This is a genomic window from Pectobacterium araliae, from assembly GCF_037076465.1.
Taxonomy (GTDB): Bacteria; Pseudomonadota; Gammaproteobacteria; order Enterobacterales; family Enterobacteriaceae; genus Pectobacterium; species Pectobacterium araliae.
On the sequence record NZ_AP028908.1, the window covers coordinates 2,119,930 to 2,134,312 of the forward strand.

Here is a 14,383-nt window from a genome sequence, read left to right on the forward strand (position 1 = left end):
AAGCTGACAGTGTTTTGATGGATTTTCTCTTCTCCACATCAGCTTATATTTTTTAGCGTGCCGAGCGAATCGGACCAATTTTGATGTAGGGGAAAACCCATGAATACTAAACCTGTTAATCGGGGAGTCATTGTCCTCGGTACGATTATCACCCAAATGGGACTCGGCACGATTTACACCTGGAGTTTATTCAACCAGCCTCTGGTGGATAAATTTGGTTGGGCGTTGAGCTCTGTGGCGACGACGTTTTCAATTACCAGTTTCTGCCTGGCATTTGCCACACTGTTTGCTGGTAAATTTCAGGAGCGTATTGGCCTGCGCCGCTTAACCATGATCGCTGGTATTGCTCTGGGTGCCGGTCTAATGGCCAGCGCGGTGAGTCCGTCGCTGACGTTGATTTATCTGCTGATGGGGGTTGTTGTCGGTTTTGCTGACGGCACGGCTTATATCACGACGTTGTCTAATTTGATCAAATGGTTCCCTAACCGTAAAGGGCTGATAGCGGGTGTTTCAGTTGGCGCATTTGGTACCGGAAGCCTGTTGTTTAAATATGTAAACAGCTTTTTGATTGTGGAAGTCGGTGTCTCAGAAGCCTTTTTCTACTGGGGGATTATTGTTATGGCGATGATTCTGGTCGGGAGTTCATTGCTGAAAGAGCCTGCTACGGTGCCCGTACAGCAGGCTGCGGTTCAGGGAGCGTCGCGTGATTTCTCGCTGGCCGAGATGTTGGCAACCAAAGAATCGTATATGCTGTTTATTATCTTCTTCACCGCATGCATGAGTGGCCTGTATTTGATCGGCATTGTGAAAGATATTGGTGTGCAAATGGCCGGAATGGATATGGCGACGGCGGCCAATGCTGTGTCTGCGATTGCGATTTTTAATACCGTTGGGCGTATTGTGCTTGGTGCACTTTCCGATAATGTCGGGCGTATGCGAGTGATTAGCTTTACGCTGTTTGTCACTATTCTTGCGGTGTCAGTCATGACCTTTCTGCCGCTTAGTCCAATTCTGTTCTTTATCTGTGTCAGCGCGATTGCCTTCTGTTTTGGTGGCAATATCACGGTATTTCCGGCGATTGTCGGTGACTTCTTTGGTCTGAAAAATCACAGCAAAAACTATGGCGTGATTTATCAGGGGTTCGGTATCGGTGCGCTGTCTGGCTCGTTTATCGCCGCACAGTTAGGGGGCTTCCAGGCCACCTTTATGGCAATCATCATTATGTCTGCCGTCTCGCTGCTGATTACCCTGTGGATTACTCCCCCTAAATACCAACCTGTTACTGACGCAATGCGTGCGGACATGGCACATGCACAAAGTTAATAACATCCCACGCTAACAGAATATCGCGCTGGGCTGGCACATGCTGCCCAGCGTGACGTTTTTCCTCTTATTATCCCTGCAAAATACCTGCTCTTCATCTGCTGAAATATCGCGATACAGTTCACCACTTTCACCGTCATCCATGTATCACAGGCGAACTCTAGCGCCGTTAAGTGATACCCGTGCCTTAGTCGATCCTGACGCCGTATAGGGGGGGGGGGCACTCATCCGTGCTGGCGTTGGGGTGATTCAGGTCGATCACACTGCCGCATTTATCGATTTTTAGTCAACGCTATTACGCTGAGCTATCGGGGTCACCAGCAAGCAGGATGCCGCTTTCCTTTTGAAAAATGTAAAGTTATGTGGATTTAGTAACTGAAAAGTTAAGAATACTTGAAAATACCACGACAACCCATACGATGTAGGTGTTGTAAACTTTATTTTTCTGCGAGAGGAAATCAGACCTTTATGATGCGTATTGCGCTTTTCCTGATCACCAACCTGGCGGTGATGTTGGTTTTCGGGCTGGTACTCAGCCTGACGGGAATTCAGTCCAGCAGTGTCCAGGGCTTAATGATTATGGCTGGGCTGTTTGGCTTTGGCGGTGCGTTTGTTTCACTGCTGATGTCTAAATGGATGGCGTTGCGGTCCGTTGGCGGTGAGGTCATTGAACAACCACGTAACGAAACCGAACGGTGGTTGGTGGAAACCGTTCGTTCACAGTCACAGCTGGCTGGGATCGCGATGCCACAGGTGGCTATTTACCATGCGCCAGACATCAATGCGTTTGCGACGGGAGCGCGTCGTGATGCTTCTCTGGTGGCGGTGAGCACGGGTTTGCTGCAAAACATGAGTCGTGACGAGGCCGAAGCGGTTATCGCGCATGAAATTAGTCATATCGCGAATGGCGACATGGTAACGATGACGCTGGTTCAGGGGGTAGTAAACACCTTCGTTATCTTTATCTCTCGCCTGATTGCTCAGGTCGTTTCTGGTTTTCTGTCCGGCAATCGTGATGAAGGCGAAAGCAGTAACGGCAATCCGCTGGTTTATTTTGCCGTCGCGACCGTGCTGGAACTGGTGTTTGGTATTCTTGCCAGCATTATTACCATGTGGTTCTCACGCTATCGTGAATTCCATGCGGATGCCGGTTCTGCCAAGCTGGTGGGGCGTGAAAAAATGATCGCGGCACTGCAACGCTTGAAGACCAGCTACGAACCACAGGAAGAGGGCAGCATGATGGCTTTCTGCATTAACGGAAAATCGAAATCCTTCAGCGAGCTATTCATGTCACACCCGCCGCTGGATAAGCGCATCGAAGCGCTCCGATCCGGTGAGTACCTGAAGTAATTCACGCTAGTTTCTTCCCAAAGGCCCATTCGGGCCTTTGTTATTTCTGCGTTTATTGATTCATCGCTCCTGCTCTTTATCTGTCCGAATGTTTTCATTAGATCTGAAACAGGTGGTGAAAATATGAAGAATGTTTTATAAAATAAAACCACGATCACGGAAAAATGAAACATTGTTTCTATAATGTCGATATAACAGGCGTCTCGCGTGAGATTGGTGGCCTGATTTTTGAACAACCAGTGTCGGCGTGACCGACTAGCTGGGCGAGCTGAATGTCAGGTTATCGGAGAGTATGCGCGTGTGGCGTCAGATTCTTCATGATAAGTTCTAAGGATTTACGGATGGCCAAAGGTAACAAGATCCCCCTAACGTTCCATACCTATCAGGATTCAGCAACTGGCACCGAAGTTGTGCGTTTAACCCCGCCCGATGTTATCTGCCACCGCAACTATTTCTACCAGAAATGTTTCTTCAATGATGGCAGCAAACTGCTGTTTGGTGCAGCATTTGATGGTCCATGGAATTACTATCTGCTGGATTTAAAAGCGCAGAACGCCACGCAGTTGACGGAAGGCAAGGGCGACAACACCTTCGGTGGTTTCCTGTCCCCGAATGACGATGCACTGTATTACGTTAAAAACACCTGCAATCTGATGCGCGTCGATCTGGCTACACTGGAAGAGAAAACCATTTATCAGGTGCCTGACGATTGGGTCGGCTACGGTACTTGGGTTGCCAATTCCGATTGCACTAAAATGGTCGGTATTGAGATTAAAAAAGAAGACTGGAAACCACTGACCGATTGGAAAAAATTCCAGGAGTTCTATTTCACTAATCCTTGTTGCCGTCTGATTCGCGTCGATTTAGTCACCGGCGAAGCGGAGACGATTCTTCAGGAAAATCAGTGGTTGGGTCACCCAATCTACCGTCCAGGAGATGACAATACGGTCGCTTTCTGCCATGAAGGTCCACACGATTTGGTTGATGCCCGTATGTGGTTTATCAACGAAGACGGTACCAACATGCGTAAAGTGAAAGAACATGCTGAAGGCGAAAGCTGTACCCACGAATTCTGGGTGCCAGATGGTTCTGCGATGATTTATGTCTCTTACCTTAAAGATGATACCAACCGCTATATCCGCAGCATCGATCCCGTTACGCTGGAAGATCGTCAACTGCGTATCATGCCGCCATGTTCTCACCTGATGAGTAACTATGATGGCACTCTGTTGGTGGGGGATGGTTCCGATGCGCCAGTCGATGTACAGGATGACGGCGGTTACAAAATTGAAAACGATCCGTTCCTGTATGTTTTCAACCTGAAAACCGGCAAAGAACACCGTATTGCGCAACACAATACATCCTGGGAAGTGTTGGAAGGCGACCGTCAGGTCACCCACCCACACCCTTCTTTCACGCCGGATAATAAACAAGTCCTGTTTACTTCTGACGTAGATGGAAAGCCTGCACTGTATCTGGCGAAGATTCCTGATTCAGTCTGGCACTAATAATATTAATAATATTAATAATACTAATAATACTAATAAATCCGCGTCACATTTTATGGCGCGGATTATTTTAAAATATTTACTTACATATTATTTTATTTTATTAAGTCTCTGACGCGGTTATTTCTCAAACTTAACTTGATTATCGTTATTGCGCCATTGCCATAATCAAAGCGTTCCCTTTATACTAAAACCATTGTTCTATTTTTTTTAAAACAAAAAAAACTGAGTAGGGTAACCACAAAAATGGCTAGTGCAGATTTAGATAAACAACCCGATTCCGTGTCGTCCGTTTTAAAGGTTTTTGGTATTTTGCAGGCATTAGGTGAAGAGAGAGAAATTGGTATTACCGAGCTTTCTCAGCGCGTCATGATGTCCAAGAGTACCGTTTACCGCTTCTTGCAGACGATGAAATCCCTGGGCTATGTGGCGCAGGAAGGTGAATCGGAGAAATATTCGCTGACGCTCAAGTTATTTGAACTTGGGGCAAAAGCATTACAGAACGTAGATTTAATCCGCAGTGCGGATATACAGATGCGTGAATTGTCTGCTCTGACGAGAGAAACGATCCACTTAGGCGCACTGGATGAAGACGGCATCGTTTATATCCACAAAATTGATTCGATGTATAACCTGCGCATGTATTCGCGTATCGGTCGCCGTAATCCCCTGCACAGTACCGCAATTGGTAAAGTGCTATTGGCATGGCGCGATCGTGGCGAAGTGGAAGAGGTTCTATCGACTGTCGAATTCACTCGCAGTACACCACACACGTTGTGTTCTGCTGAAGACCTTCTTAATCAATTGGATGTCGTGCGCGAGCAAGGCTACGGCGAAGATAACGAAGAGCAGGAAGAAGGACTACGTTGCATCGCTGTTCCGGTATTCGATCGCTTTGGTGTGGTGATTGCTGGCCTCAGTATTTCTTTCCCAACAATTCGTTTTTCAGAAGAAAATAAACACGAATATGTCGCGACGTTGCACACCGCAGCCAGAAATATCTCTGAGCAGATGGGCTACCACGATTATCCTTTCTGATATCCCTTATCGCTTGCTAAGCCTGTCCTTGCCGACAGGCTTTTTTATGGCGTGCCGTCGCAAGCGACGTTGAAAAACGTTCCCCACGTTTTTTTATTTTTGCACCAAGACGATAACGATGTACATCAACATGCTGTGGATAACGGACTGCGTCGGGTATCGAATTTGGCTACGCCCTGATGTTAAGATAGCCCGTAGATGTCTGTCTAAGTAGCGATAAGTGGAGTCGTTGTGAACATATTAGAAGTGGTTTTCATCTTGTTGGTTGTGCTACTGGCCGCACTGGTCTGGTTTTTTGTCAATCGTGCGAGCGTCAGAGCGAATGAGCAAGTGAAATTGTTGCAAGAGATCGTAGAGCAGCAACGCCAGCAGTTAGCGTTATTGAAAAGATTGTTGCCTCAGAATGTAGAGAAAAGCGAACCGGAAGCGCTTGTCGCCGAACTTGGTCGTGATGATGATGTGGAGTTAACGTTTAAAAATGTCATTCCCGAACGTTAATAGTCCAATCACTGTGTAGCGCTTAAATACATTTCTTTTGTCTGTTTGCACCTGCTTTCATGCGGATGCCGCAAACAGGCACTGTTATAAAATGAAGAAAGCTTTACAGGAAGCACAAAAACAACATGGCAAACCATCAAAAAAATATAGCAAACGATCAACAGGAATTGGTTCTAAAACGAGGGCTAAAAAATCGGCATATTCAGTTGATAGCGCTGGGGGGGGCCATCGGTACTGGGCTATTTTTAGGGATATCGCAGACTATTCAAATGGCTGGCCCGTCCGTTCTATTGGGCTATGCGATCGCTGGCATGATTGCGTTTCTGATTATGCGGCAACTGGGTGAGATGGTAGTGGAAGAACCAGTAGCGGGTTCATTCAGCCATTTTGCCTTTAAATACTGGGGCGATTTTGCGGGTTTCCTCGCGGGTTGGAACTACTGGGCGATGTTTATTCTGGTAGGAATGGCGGAGTTGACCGCCGTGGGGATTTATATCCAATACTGGTGGCCTGAGACGCCAACCTGGTTGTCTGCGGCGATCTTTTTTGTGCTGATCAACCTGATCAATCTCGTTAATGTACGGATGTTTGGGGAAACGGAATTTTGGTTCGCCATTATCAAAGTCCTTGCCATCGTCGGAATGATTGTCTTTGGCAGTTGGCTGTTGCTGAGTGGTAATGGTGGCGAAACGGCGACGGTTCGTAATTTATGGATTCATGGCGGATTCATGCCGAATGGCGCAAGCGGCTTGATCATGGCGATGGCGGTGATCATGTTTTCATTCGGTGGCCTGGAATTGGTGGGGATCACGGCCGCAGAAGCGGCCGATCCGAAACGTTCTATCCCTCAGGCGACTAATCAGGTGGTGTACCGCATCCTGATTTTCTATATCGGCGCGCTGTCTATTTTGTTGTCACTCTACCCGTGGGGGAATGTCGTCGGCGGCGGTAGTCCATTTGTCCTGATTTTCCATGCCCTTAACAGTAACATAGTGGCGAACGTGCTCAACATCGTGGTACTGACGGCGGCGCTATCCGTATATAACAGCGGCGTATACTGCAATAGCCGGATGCTGTACGGTTTGGCAAAACAGGGAAATGCGCCAGCGTCTTTGGCTAAGGTGAATGCGCGCGGTGTGCCCGTTCGCTCTATCGCGCTGTCGGCGCTGGCGACCTCACTCGGCGTAGCGATTAACTACCTGATGCCGGGCAAAGCCTTTGAGCTGCTGATGGCGTTGGTGGTGTCCACGCTGGTGATTAACTGGATCATGATCTGTTTTGCCCACCTGCGTTTTCGTCAGGCGATGATAGCGAAGGGCGTTGTGCCTGCGTTTAAAGCTTTCTGGTATCCGTGGAGTAACTATCTGTGTCTGGCGTTTCTGGCGGGGATATTGGTGATTATGCTGCTATCGCCAGAGATTCGCATCTCGGTCGTGTTAATTCCGTTCTGGATTGCCGTTATTTGGCTTGGTTTCCGCTTTTCCCGCAAAAATAATGCAGCACTGAAGTCGGCACAGACACCGTAACGATTTTCTGGCCTGCTCATTACGATACCAAGATGAGCAGGCTACCATCCGGCTTTAACACCCAAGTTATAAGGTGTATTATTGCCCCGACGTTATTCATGTCACGCTAATGCGCACCTGTAGTGTTCGCATCATGTGTATATATTTCACAGAGTACAGAGAAATAGCATGGGTAACACTTTTGATTTTCAATTGATATGCGATTTTTTGCATGTGAGCTTTCGTGTGGCTCACCACTGTAAATAAGGGAATTATAATGCCAGTTATCACCCTTCCTGATGGAAGTCAGCGTCATTACGACCACGCCGTTTCTCCCCTCGATGTTGCACTTGATATTGGTCCCGGTCTGGCAAAAGCCTGTATTGCCGGACGTGTCAATGGCGAGCTGGTTGATGCCAGCGATAAAATCGATACCGATGCGCAGTTAGCCATCATTACTGCCAAAGATGAAGCCGGTCTGGAGATTATTCGCCACTCCTGTGCGCACCTGCTGGGTCATGCGATCAAGCAACTGTGGCCAAATACCAAAATGGCGATTGGCCCGGTTATCGATAACGGTTTTTACTATGACGTTGACATCGACCGAACCCTGACTCAGGAAGACGTTGAGCTGCTCGAAAAGCGTATGCACGAGCTCGCTGACACTGACTATGACGTAATCAAGAAAAAAGTCAGTTGGCAGGAAGCGCGCGACGCGTTCGCTGCGCGCGGTGAGACCTACAAAATTGCGATTCTGGACGAGAACATCAGCCACGACGATCGTCCAGGTCTGTATCACCATGAAGAATACGTCGATATGTGCCGTGGTCCGCACGTCCCGAATATGCGTTTCTGCCATCATTTCAAATTGCAGAAAACCTCTGGTGCATACTGGCGCGGCGACAGCAAAAACAAAATGCTGCAACGCATCTACGGCACCGCATGGGCGGATAAAAAGCAGTTGGCTTCTTACCTGCAACGTCTTGAAGAAGCCTCTAAGCGTGATCACCGTAAAATCGGTAAACAACTTGACCTGTATCATATGCAGGAAGAAGCGCCGGGTATGGTGTTCTGGCACAACGACGGCTGGACGATCTTCCGTGAATTGGAAGCGTTTGTGCGCATGAAACTGAAGTCGTACCAGTACCAGGAAGTGAAAGGTCCATTCATGATGGATCGCGTGATGTGGGAAAAAACCGGTCACTGGGAAAACTACAAAGAAGCAATGTTCACGACGTCATCAGAAAACCGTGAATACTGCATCAAGCCGATGAACTGTCCGGGCCATGTACAGATTTTCAATCAGGGATTGAAATCCTATCGCGATTTGCCGCTGCGTATGGCTGAATTCGGTAGTTGCCATCGTAATGAACCGTCAGGCTCTCTGCATGGTTTAATGCGTGTGCGCGGCTTCACTCAGGATGATGCACACATCTTCTGTACGGAAGAGCAGGTTCGTGATGAAGTGAACAGCTGCATCAAGATGGTGTATGACATGTACAGTACCTTCGGTTTTGAAAAAATCGTAGTGAAACTGTCTACGCGTCCTGAAAAACGCATTGGTAGCGATGAGATGTGGGATCGCGCTGAAGCCGATCTGGCAGCCGCGTTGACTGAAAATAACATTGAATTTGCTTATCAACCGGGTGAAGGGGCGTTCTATGGCCCAAAAATTGAATTTACCTTGCATGACTGTTTGGATCGCGCGTGGCAGTGTGGTACGGTGCAGCTCGACTTTTCATTACCGGGTCGTCTGAACGCATCTTACGTTGGTGAAAGCAATGAACGTCAGGTGCCGGTTATGATTCACCGGGCTATTTTGGGTTCAATGGAGCGTTTCATCGGTATTTTGACCGAAGAATTCGCTGGTTTCTTCCCAACCTGGTTAGCGCCGGTTCAAGTGGTGATTATGAATATCACCGATAGCCAGTCTGATTATGTCAACGAATTGACCCAAAAATTGCAAGAAGCGGGCATTCGTGTGAAAGCAGACTTGAGAAATGAGAAAATAGGCTTTAAAATCCGCGAACACACTTTACGACGCGTTCCCTATATGCTGGTTTGTGGCGACAAAGAGGTCGAGGCAGGAAAAGTTGCTGTCCGTACTCGTCGTGGTAAAGACCTGGGGAGCCTGGATGTCAGTGAAGTTATCAGCAAGCTGCTGCAAGAGATTCGCAGCCGTAGTCTTCATCAATTGGAGGTATAGGTATTAAAGGCGGAAAACGAGTTCAACCGGCGCGTCCTAATCGCATCAACAGAGAGATTCGCGCACATGAGGTACGCCTGTCAGGCGTCGAAGGCGAACAGCTGGGCATCGTAAGTCTAAATGAAGCATTAGAAAAAGCCGAAGAAGCAGGTGTTGATTTAGTTGAAATCAGTCCGAACGCCGAGCCGCCGGTTTGCCGAATTATGGATTACGGCAAGTTCCTTTATGAGAAGAGTAAAGCCACAAAGGAACAGAAGAAAAAACAAAAAGTTATTCAGGTCAAGGAAATCAAATTCCGGCCTGGTACCGATGATGGCGACTATCAGGTCAAACTACGCAACCTGATTCGCTTTCTTGAAGATGGTGACAAAGCTAAAATCACACTGCGTTTCCGCGGTCGTGAAATGGCGCACCAACAGATTGGTATCGAAGTGCTTAACCGCGTTCGTGACGATCTGAGTGAACTGGCAGTCGTCGAATCCTTCCCATCGAAGATCGAAGGCCGCCAGATGATCATGGTGCTAGCACCGAAGAAGAAACAGTAAGGCATTCAAGTAGCAAGACCGTACAACCGTTGTGTTGTACGGCTTTGTTCGCCTTGTCTGATTCGTTTTATTAACAATGCGAAGTGGAAATAACAATGCCAAAGATTAAAACAGTACGTGGCGCCGCTAAACGCTTTAAAAAAACCGCAGGCGGTGGTTTTAAGCGTAAGCATGCTAACCTGCGTCATATTCTGACCAAAAAGTCAACTAAGCGTAAACGTCACCTGCGTCCGAAGGGTCTGGTCTCCAAAGGGGATCTGGGTCTTGTCATCGCTTGTCTGCCATACGCATAAGTAACCTTTTTTTAATTCAGAATAAGACTTTAGGAGAGAGCATATGGCTCGCGTAAAACGTGGTGTAGTTGCCCGTGCACGTCACAAGAAAATATTGAAACAAGCGAAAGGTTACTACGGTGCCCGTTCGCGTGTTTATCGTGTTGCCTTCCAGGCAGTAATCAAAGCTGGTCAATACGCTTACCGCGACCGTCGTCAACGTAAACGTCAATTCCGCCAACTGTGGATTGCACGTATCAATGCGGCAGCTCGTCAAAACGGTTTGTCTTACAGCAAATTCATCAACGGCCTGAAAAAAGCTTCTGTTGAAATTGATCGTAAGATTCTGGCCGATATCGCAGTATTCGATAAGTTAGCGTTCAGTGCGCTGGTCGAAAAAGCGAAAGTGGCACTGGCGTAAGTCAGTTGAAAGAGGGAGCTTTGGCTCCCTCTTTTCGTCAAGCGCCACAGTTTTCGGTATTTACAATACCATTTGTTATTTACACGGCTTTTTGTGATTCTCAAAACAAGGTAACGCAAGTATGAACGCTGCTATTTTCCGTTTCTTTTTTTACTTTAGCGCCTGAACTCAGGGGGCTTTGCGCGTAAGAAAAGAAACGAAAAGTAGCGCTTAAGCCTCCCTTAGGGAGGCTTTTTTATTTATAATTATCGGTTTTTACTCTCGTTTTAGTAAAACGACATTCTTCAATCATGACCGTTGGCCACATAGGCAGAAAAAGAGGAACACAATGCCACATCTCGCAGAGCTGGTTGCCAAAGCCAGAACAGCTATAGAAGAGGCTCAGGATGTTGCCGCACTAGAAAATGTGCGTGTCGAATATCTGGGCAAAAAAGGTCACTTAACCCTTCAGATGACCTCGCTGCGCGAGTTGCCGGCTGAAGAACGTCCTGCGGCTGGTGCTGTCATTAACCAGGCTAAGCAAGACGTTCAGGACGCGCTGAATACCCGTAAGCAAATGCTGGAATCCGCTGAGTTAAATGCACGTCTGGCACAAGAAACCATTGATGTCTCTCTGCCGGGCCGCACCATTGAAAATGGTGGTTTGCATCCGGTGACGCGCACCATCGATCGCATCGAAACCTTTTTCGGCGAGCTGGGTTTTTCAGTCGTAACCGGGCCAGAAATCGAAGACGACTATCACAACTTTGATGCGCTGAATATTCCAGGGCATCACCCTGCGCGTGCTGACCACGACACGTTCTGGTTTGATGCAACACGTCTGCTGCGTACACAGACTTCAGGCGTTCAGATCCGCACGATGGAAAAGCAGCAACCGCCTATCCGTATCATCGCGCCGGGCCGTGTTTATCGTAACGATTACGATCAGACCCACACGCCGATGTTTCATCAGATGGAAGGGCTGATCGTCGATAAAGACATCAGTTTCACCAATCTGAAAGGCACGCTGCATGATTTCCTGCGTAATTTCTTTGAGGAAGATTTACAGGTTCGCTTCCGCCCGTCTTATTTCCCGTTTACTGAGCCGTCCGCAGAAGTGGATGTGATGGGTAAAAACGGTAAATGGCTGGAAGTGTTGGGTTGTGGCATGGTGCACCCGAACGTCCTGCGTAATGTCGGTATCGATCCGGAAGTCTATTCTGGTTTCGCATTTGGTATGGGCATGGAGCGTCTGACGATGCTGCGCTATGGCGTGACCGATCTGCGTGCATTCTTCGAAAACGATCTGCGTTTCCTCAAACAGTTTAAGTAAGGCGGGTATACATCATGAAATTCAGTGAACTCTGGTTACGCGAGTGGGTAAACCCGGCGGTTGACAGTGAAACGCTATCCGAACAAATCACGATGGCTGGGCTGGAAGTGGATGGCGTTGAACCTGTTGCTGGCGCATTCCACGGTGTGGTTGTCGGTGAAGTGGTTGAATGTGGGCAGCACCCGAATGCAGATAAACTGCGTGTGACAAAAGTAAATGTTGGTGGCGATCGCCTGCTGGACATCGTTTGCGGTGCGCCGAACTGCCGTCAGGGGCTGAAAGTGGCGGTGGCGACGGTAGGTGCCGTGTTGCCAGGCGATTTCAAAATCAAAGCCGCCAAACTGCGTGGCGAGCCGTCTGAAGGTATGCTGTGTTCATTTTCCGAATTGGGCATTTCCGACGATCATGATGGCATCATTGAATTGCCAACGGATGCACCGATCGGCACGGACATTCGTGACTATTTGGCGTTAGATGATAACGCAATTGAAATCAGCGTGACGCCAAACCGTGCTGATTGCTTAGGCATCATCGGTGTGGCGCGTGATGTGGCGGTGTTGAATCAGCTGGTATTGAATGAACCGACGATTGAGCCGGTTGCCGCGACGATTCAGGATACCTTCCCGATTCAGGTCGATGCGCCTCAGGCATGCCCGCGTTATTTAGGCCGTGTGGTGAAAGGTATCAATGTTAAGGCGGCAACGCCGCTGTGGATGCGTGAAAAGCTGCGCCGTTGTGGTATTCGCTCTATCGATCCGGTGGTTGATGTGACCAACTACATTCTGTTGGAGCTCGGCCAGCCGATGCACGCATTCGATCTTGACCGTCTCAACGGCGGCATTATTGTGCGCATGGCGGAAGAGGGCGAAACGCTGACGCTGCTGGATGGTAACGAAGCGAAGCTGCACGCCGATACGCTGGTTATTGCTGACCAACAGCGTGCACTGGCGATGGGCGGTATCTTTGGCGGTGAACATTCTGGCGTCAACCAAGAAACGCAAAACGTTCTGCTGGAATGTGCCTATTTTAACCCGCTGTCAATTACCGGGCGTGCACGTCGCCATGGTTTGCACACCGATGCCTCTCACCGTTACGAGCGTGGCGTTGATCCGGCGTTGCAACACAAAGCCATTGAACGTGCCACTCGTTTGCTGATCGATATCTGTGGTGGTGAAGCAGGCCCGGTCGTTGATGTCACGAGTGATGCTAATTTGCCAACGCGCGCAACAATTACGCTGCGTCGTGAGAAGTTGGATCGTCTGATTGGCCATGTGATTGCCGATGAGCAGGTAAGCGATATCCTGCAACGACTGGGCTGTCGTGTGGTGAAAACCGACACCGGCTGGCAGGCGTCTGCGCCGAGCTGGCGCTTCGACATGGAAATTGAAGAAGATCTGGTTGAAGAAGTCGCGCGTATTTACGGCTACAACAACATTCCGAATATTCCTACTCAGGCTCCATTGATCATGACCGCGCATCGCGAAGCGTCATTGTCATTGAAGCGTGTGAAGACATTATTAGTCGATCACGGCTATCAGGAAGCAATTACTTACAGTTTTGTTGACCCGAAAATCCAGGGGTTAATCCACCCTGATGAAACCTCATTGAGCCTGCCGAGCCCGATTTCAGCAGAGATGTCGGTGATGCGTTTATCACTGTGGAGTGGCTTACTGAGCGCCGCGGTGTATAACCAAAACCGTCAACAAAGCCGCCTGCGTCTGTTTGAAAGTGGTCTGCGTTTTGTACCGGATACCCGTGCTGACTTGGGTATTCGCCAAGATTTGATGCTGGCGGGTGTGATTACCGGTACACGTTATGAAGAACATTGGGATCTGGCGCGTCAGGCCGTTGACTTCTATGATTTAAAAGGCGATTTGGAGGCGGTACTGGCATTGACGGGCAAATTGTCTGAGGTTGAATTCAAAGCCGAAAATAATCCAGCATTGCATCCGGGACAAAGTGCTGCTATTTATCTGTGCGGGGAACGCATTGGATTTATTGGCGTTATTCACCCAGAACTGGAGCGCAAGTTGGATCTCAACGGGCGCACCGTGGTGTTCGAATTGTTGTGGGATAAGGTCGCAGACCGCGTATTACCTGATGCGAACGAGATTTCCCGCTTCCCTGCGAACCGTCGTGATATTGCCGTTGTGGTCGCTGAAAATGTCCCTGCGGGTGATATTTTGGCCGAGTGTAAGAAAGTTGGCGCAAATCAGTTAGTTGGCGTAAACTTATTCGATGTGTACCGAGGGAAGGGCGTAGCGGAAGGTTATAAGAGTCTGGCTATTAGCCTGACCTTGCAAGATACCACGCGTACACTGGCAGAAGAGGAAATTGCTGCTACCGTTGCTGAGTGCGTAGCAGCATTAAAACAGCGATTCCAAGCATCCTTGAGGGATTGAACC

The 14,383-nt window shown here is 48.6% G+C and carries 13 protein-coding genes and 1 other annotated feature; all 13 genes read left to right on the plus strand.

The window, feature by feature from the left end; genetic code table 11:
- Nucleotides 1–99: 99 nt before the first annotated feature.
- The 13 genes from AACH44_RS09580 (at nt 100) to pheT (ending at nt 14,380) form a co-directional block, all read left to right on the plus strand.
- The gene (locus AACH44_RS09580) at nt 100–1,323 is read left to right on the plus strand and encodes an L-lactate MFS transporter (RefSeq protein WP_261847573.1); all 1,224 of its coding nucleotides are present in this window, start codon (nt 100–102) and stop codon (nt 1,321–1,323) included.
- A gap of 468 nt (nt 1,324–1,791) precedes the next feature.
- Nucleotides 1,792–2,673 (plus strand): protease HtpX, encoded by an 882-nt coding sequence (gene htpX, locus AACH44_RS09590; RefSeq protein WP_261847572.1) that lies wholly within the window; start codon nt 1,792–1,794, stop codon nt 2,671–2,673.
- 341 nt (nt 2,674–3,014) lie between these two features.
- Nucleotides 3,015–4,181, plus strand: a complete 1,167-nt coding sequence (gene ogl, locus AACH44_RS09595; protein ID WP_338659580.1) for an oligogalacturonate lyase — start codon at nt 3,015–3,017, stop codon at nt 4,179–4,181.
- 246 nt (nt 4,182–4,427) lie between these two features.
- Entirely contained in the window at nt 4,428–5,219 is a 792-nt protein-coding gene (gene kdgR, locus AACH44_RS09600) for a DNA-binding transcriptional regulator KdgR (protein WP_261847570.1), read from the plus strand.
- Nucleotides 5,220–5,450: 231 nt separating this feature from the next.
- Nucleotides 5,451–5,717: a YebO family protein gene (locus AACH44_RS09605; RefSeq protein WP_261847569.1), complete on the plus strand. Its 267-nt coding sequence runs from the start codon at nt 5,451–5,453 to the stop codon at nt 5,715–5,717.
- Between the two features lie 125 nt (nt 5,718–5,842).
- The gene (locus tag AACH44_RS09610; protein WP_261847568.1) at nt 5,843–7,243 is read left to right on the plus strand and encodes an amino acid permease; all 1,401 of its coding nucleotides are present in this window, start codon (nt 5,843–5,845) and stop codon (nt 7,241–7,243) included.
- A 256-nt stretch (nt 7,244–7,499) separates the two neighbouring features.
- Nucleotides 7,500–9,428, plus strand: coding sequence for a threonine--tRNA ligase (gene thrS, locus AACH44_RS09615; RefSeq protein ID WP_137739597.1), 1,929 nt, complete (start codon nt 7,500–7,502; stop codon nt 9,426–9,428).
- Nucleotides 9,429–9,430: 2 nt separating this feature from the next.
- Entirely contained in the window at nt 9,431–9,973 is a 543-nt protein-coding gene (gene infC / locus AACH44_RS09620; protein ID WP_071822580.1) for a translation initiation factor IF-3, read from the plus strand.
- Nucleotides 9,974–10,068: 95 nt separating this feature from the next.
- Complete coding sequence (gene rpmI, locus AACH44_RS09625; RefSeq protein WP_239766573.1) at nt 10,069–10,266, plus strand: 50S ribosomal protein L35; 198 nt, start codon at nt 10,069–10,071, stop codon at nt 10,264–10,266.
- Between the two features lie 43 nt (nt 10,267–10,309).
- Entirely contained in the window at nt 10,310–10,666 is a 357-nt protein-coding gene (gene rplT / locus AACH44_RS09630; RefSeq protein ID WP_261847567.1) for a 50S ribosomal protein L20, read from the plus strand.
- A 116-nt stretch (nt 10,667–10,782) separates the two neighbouring features.
- Nucleotides 10,783–10,906: a sequence feature (Phe leader region), on the plus strand.
- Entirely contained in the window at nt 10,788–10,832 is a 45-nt protein-coding gene (gene pheM / locus AACH44_RS09635) for a pheST operon leader peptide PheM (RefSeq protein ID WP_106120997.1), read from the plus strand. (Overlaps the previous feature by 45 nt.)
- 88 nt (nt 10,907–10,994) lie before the next feature.
- Nucleotides 10,995–11,978 carry a phenylalanine--tRNA ligase subunit alpha gene (gene pheS / locus AACH44_RS09640; protein ID WP_261847566.1) on the plus strand — a complete coding sequence of 328 codons (984 nt, stop codon included), beginning with the start codon at nt 10,995–10,997 and terminating at the stop codon, nt 11,976–11,978.
- Between the two features lie 14 nt (nt 11,979–11,992).
- The gene (pheT, locus tag AACH44_RS09645; RefSeq protein ID WP_261847565.1) at nt 11,993–14,380 is read left to right on the plus strand and encodes a phenylalanine--tRNA ligase subunit beta; all 2,388 of its coding nucleotides are present in this window, start codon (nt 11,993–11,995) and stop codon (nt 14,378–14,380) included.
- Nucleotides 14,381–14,383 lie beyond the last annotated feature (3 nt).

What these genes read in the sequence shown, in the direction of transcription:
- AACH44_RS09580 (WP_261847573.1), top strand. Translation starts at nt 100, where the DNA reads ATGAATACTAAACCTGTTAATCGGGGAGTCATTGTCCTCGGTACGATT.
- htpX (WP_261847572.1), top strand. Translation starts at nt 1,792, where the DNA reads ATGATGCGTATTGCGCTTTTCCTGATCACCAACCTGGCGGTGATGTTG.
- ogl (WP_338659580.1), top strand. Translation starts at nt 3,015, where the DNA reads ATGGCCAAAGGTAACAAGATCCCCCTAACGTTCCATACCTATCAGGAT.
- kdgR (WP_261847570.1), top strand. Translation starts at nt 4,428, where the DNA reads ATGGCTAGTGCAGATTTAGATAAACAACCCGATTCCGTGTCGTCCGTT.
- AACH44_RS09610 (WP_261847568.1), top strand. Translation starts at nt 5,843, where the DNA reads ATGGCAAACCATCAAAAAAATATAGCAAACGATCAACAGGAATTGGTT.
- thrS (WP_137739597.1), top strand. Translation starts at nt 7,500, where the DNA reads ATGCCAGTTATCACCCTTCCTGATGGAAGTCAGCGTCATTACGACCAC.
- rpmI (WP_239766573.1), top strand. Translation starts at nt 10,069, where the DNA reads ATGCCAAAGATTAAAACAGTACGTGGCGCCGCTAAACGCTTTAAAAAA.
- rplT (WP_261847567.1), top strand. Translation starts at nt 10,310, where the DNA reads ATGGCTCGCGTAAAACGTGGTGTAGTTGCCCGTGCACGTCACAAGAAA.
- pheS (WP_261847566.1), top strand. Translation starts at nt 10,995, where the DNA reads ATGCCACATCTCGCAGAGCTGGTTGCCAAAGCCAGAACAGCTATAGAA.
- pheT (WP_261847565.1), top strand. Translation starts at nt 11,993, where the DNA reads ATGAAATTCAGTGAACTCTGGTTACGCGAGTGGGTAAACCCGGCGGTT.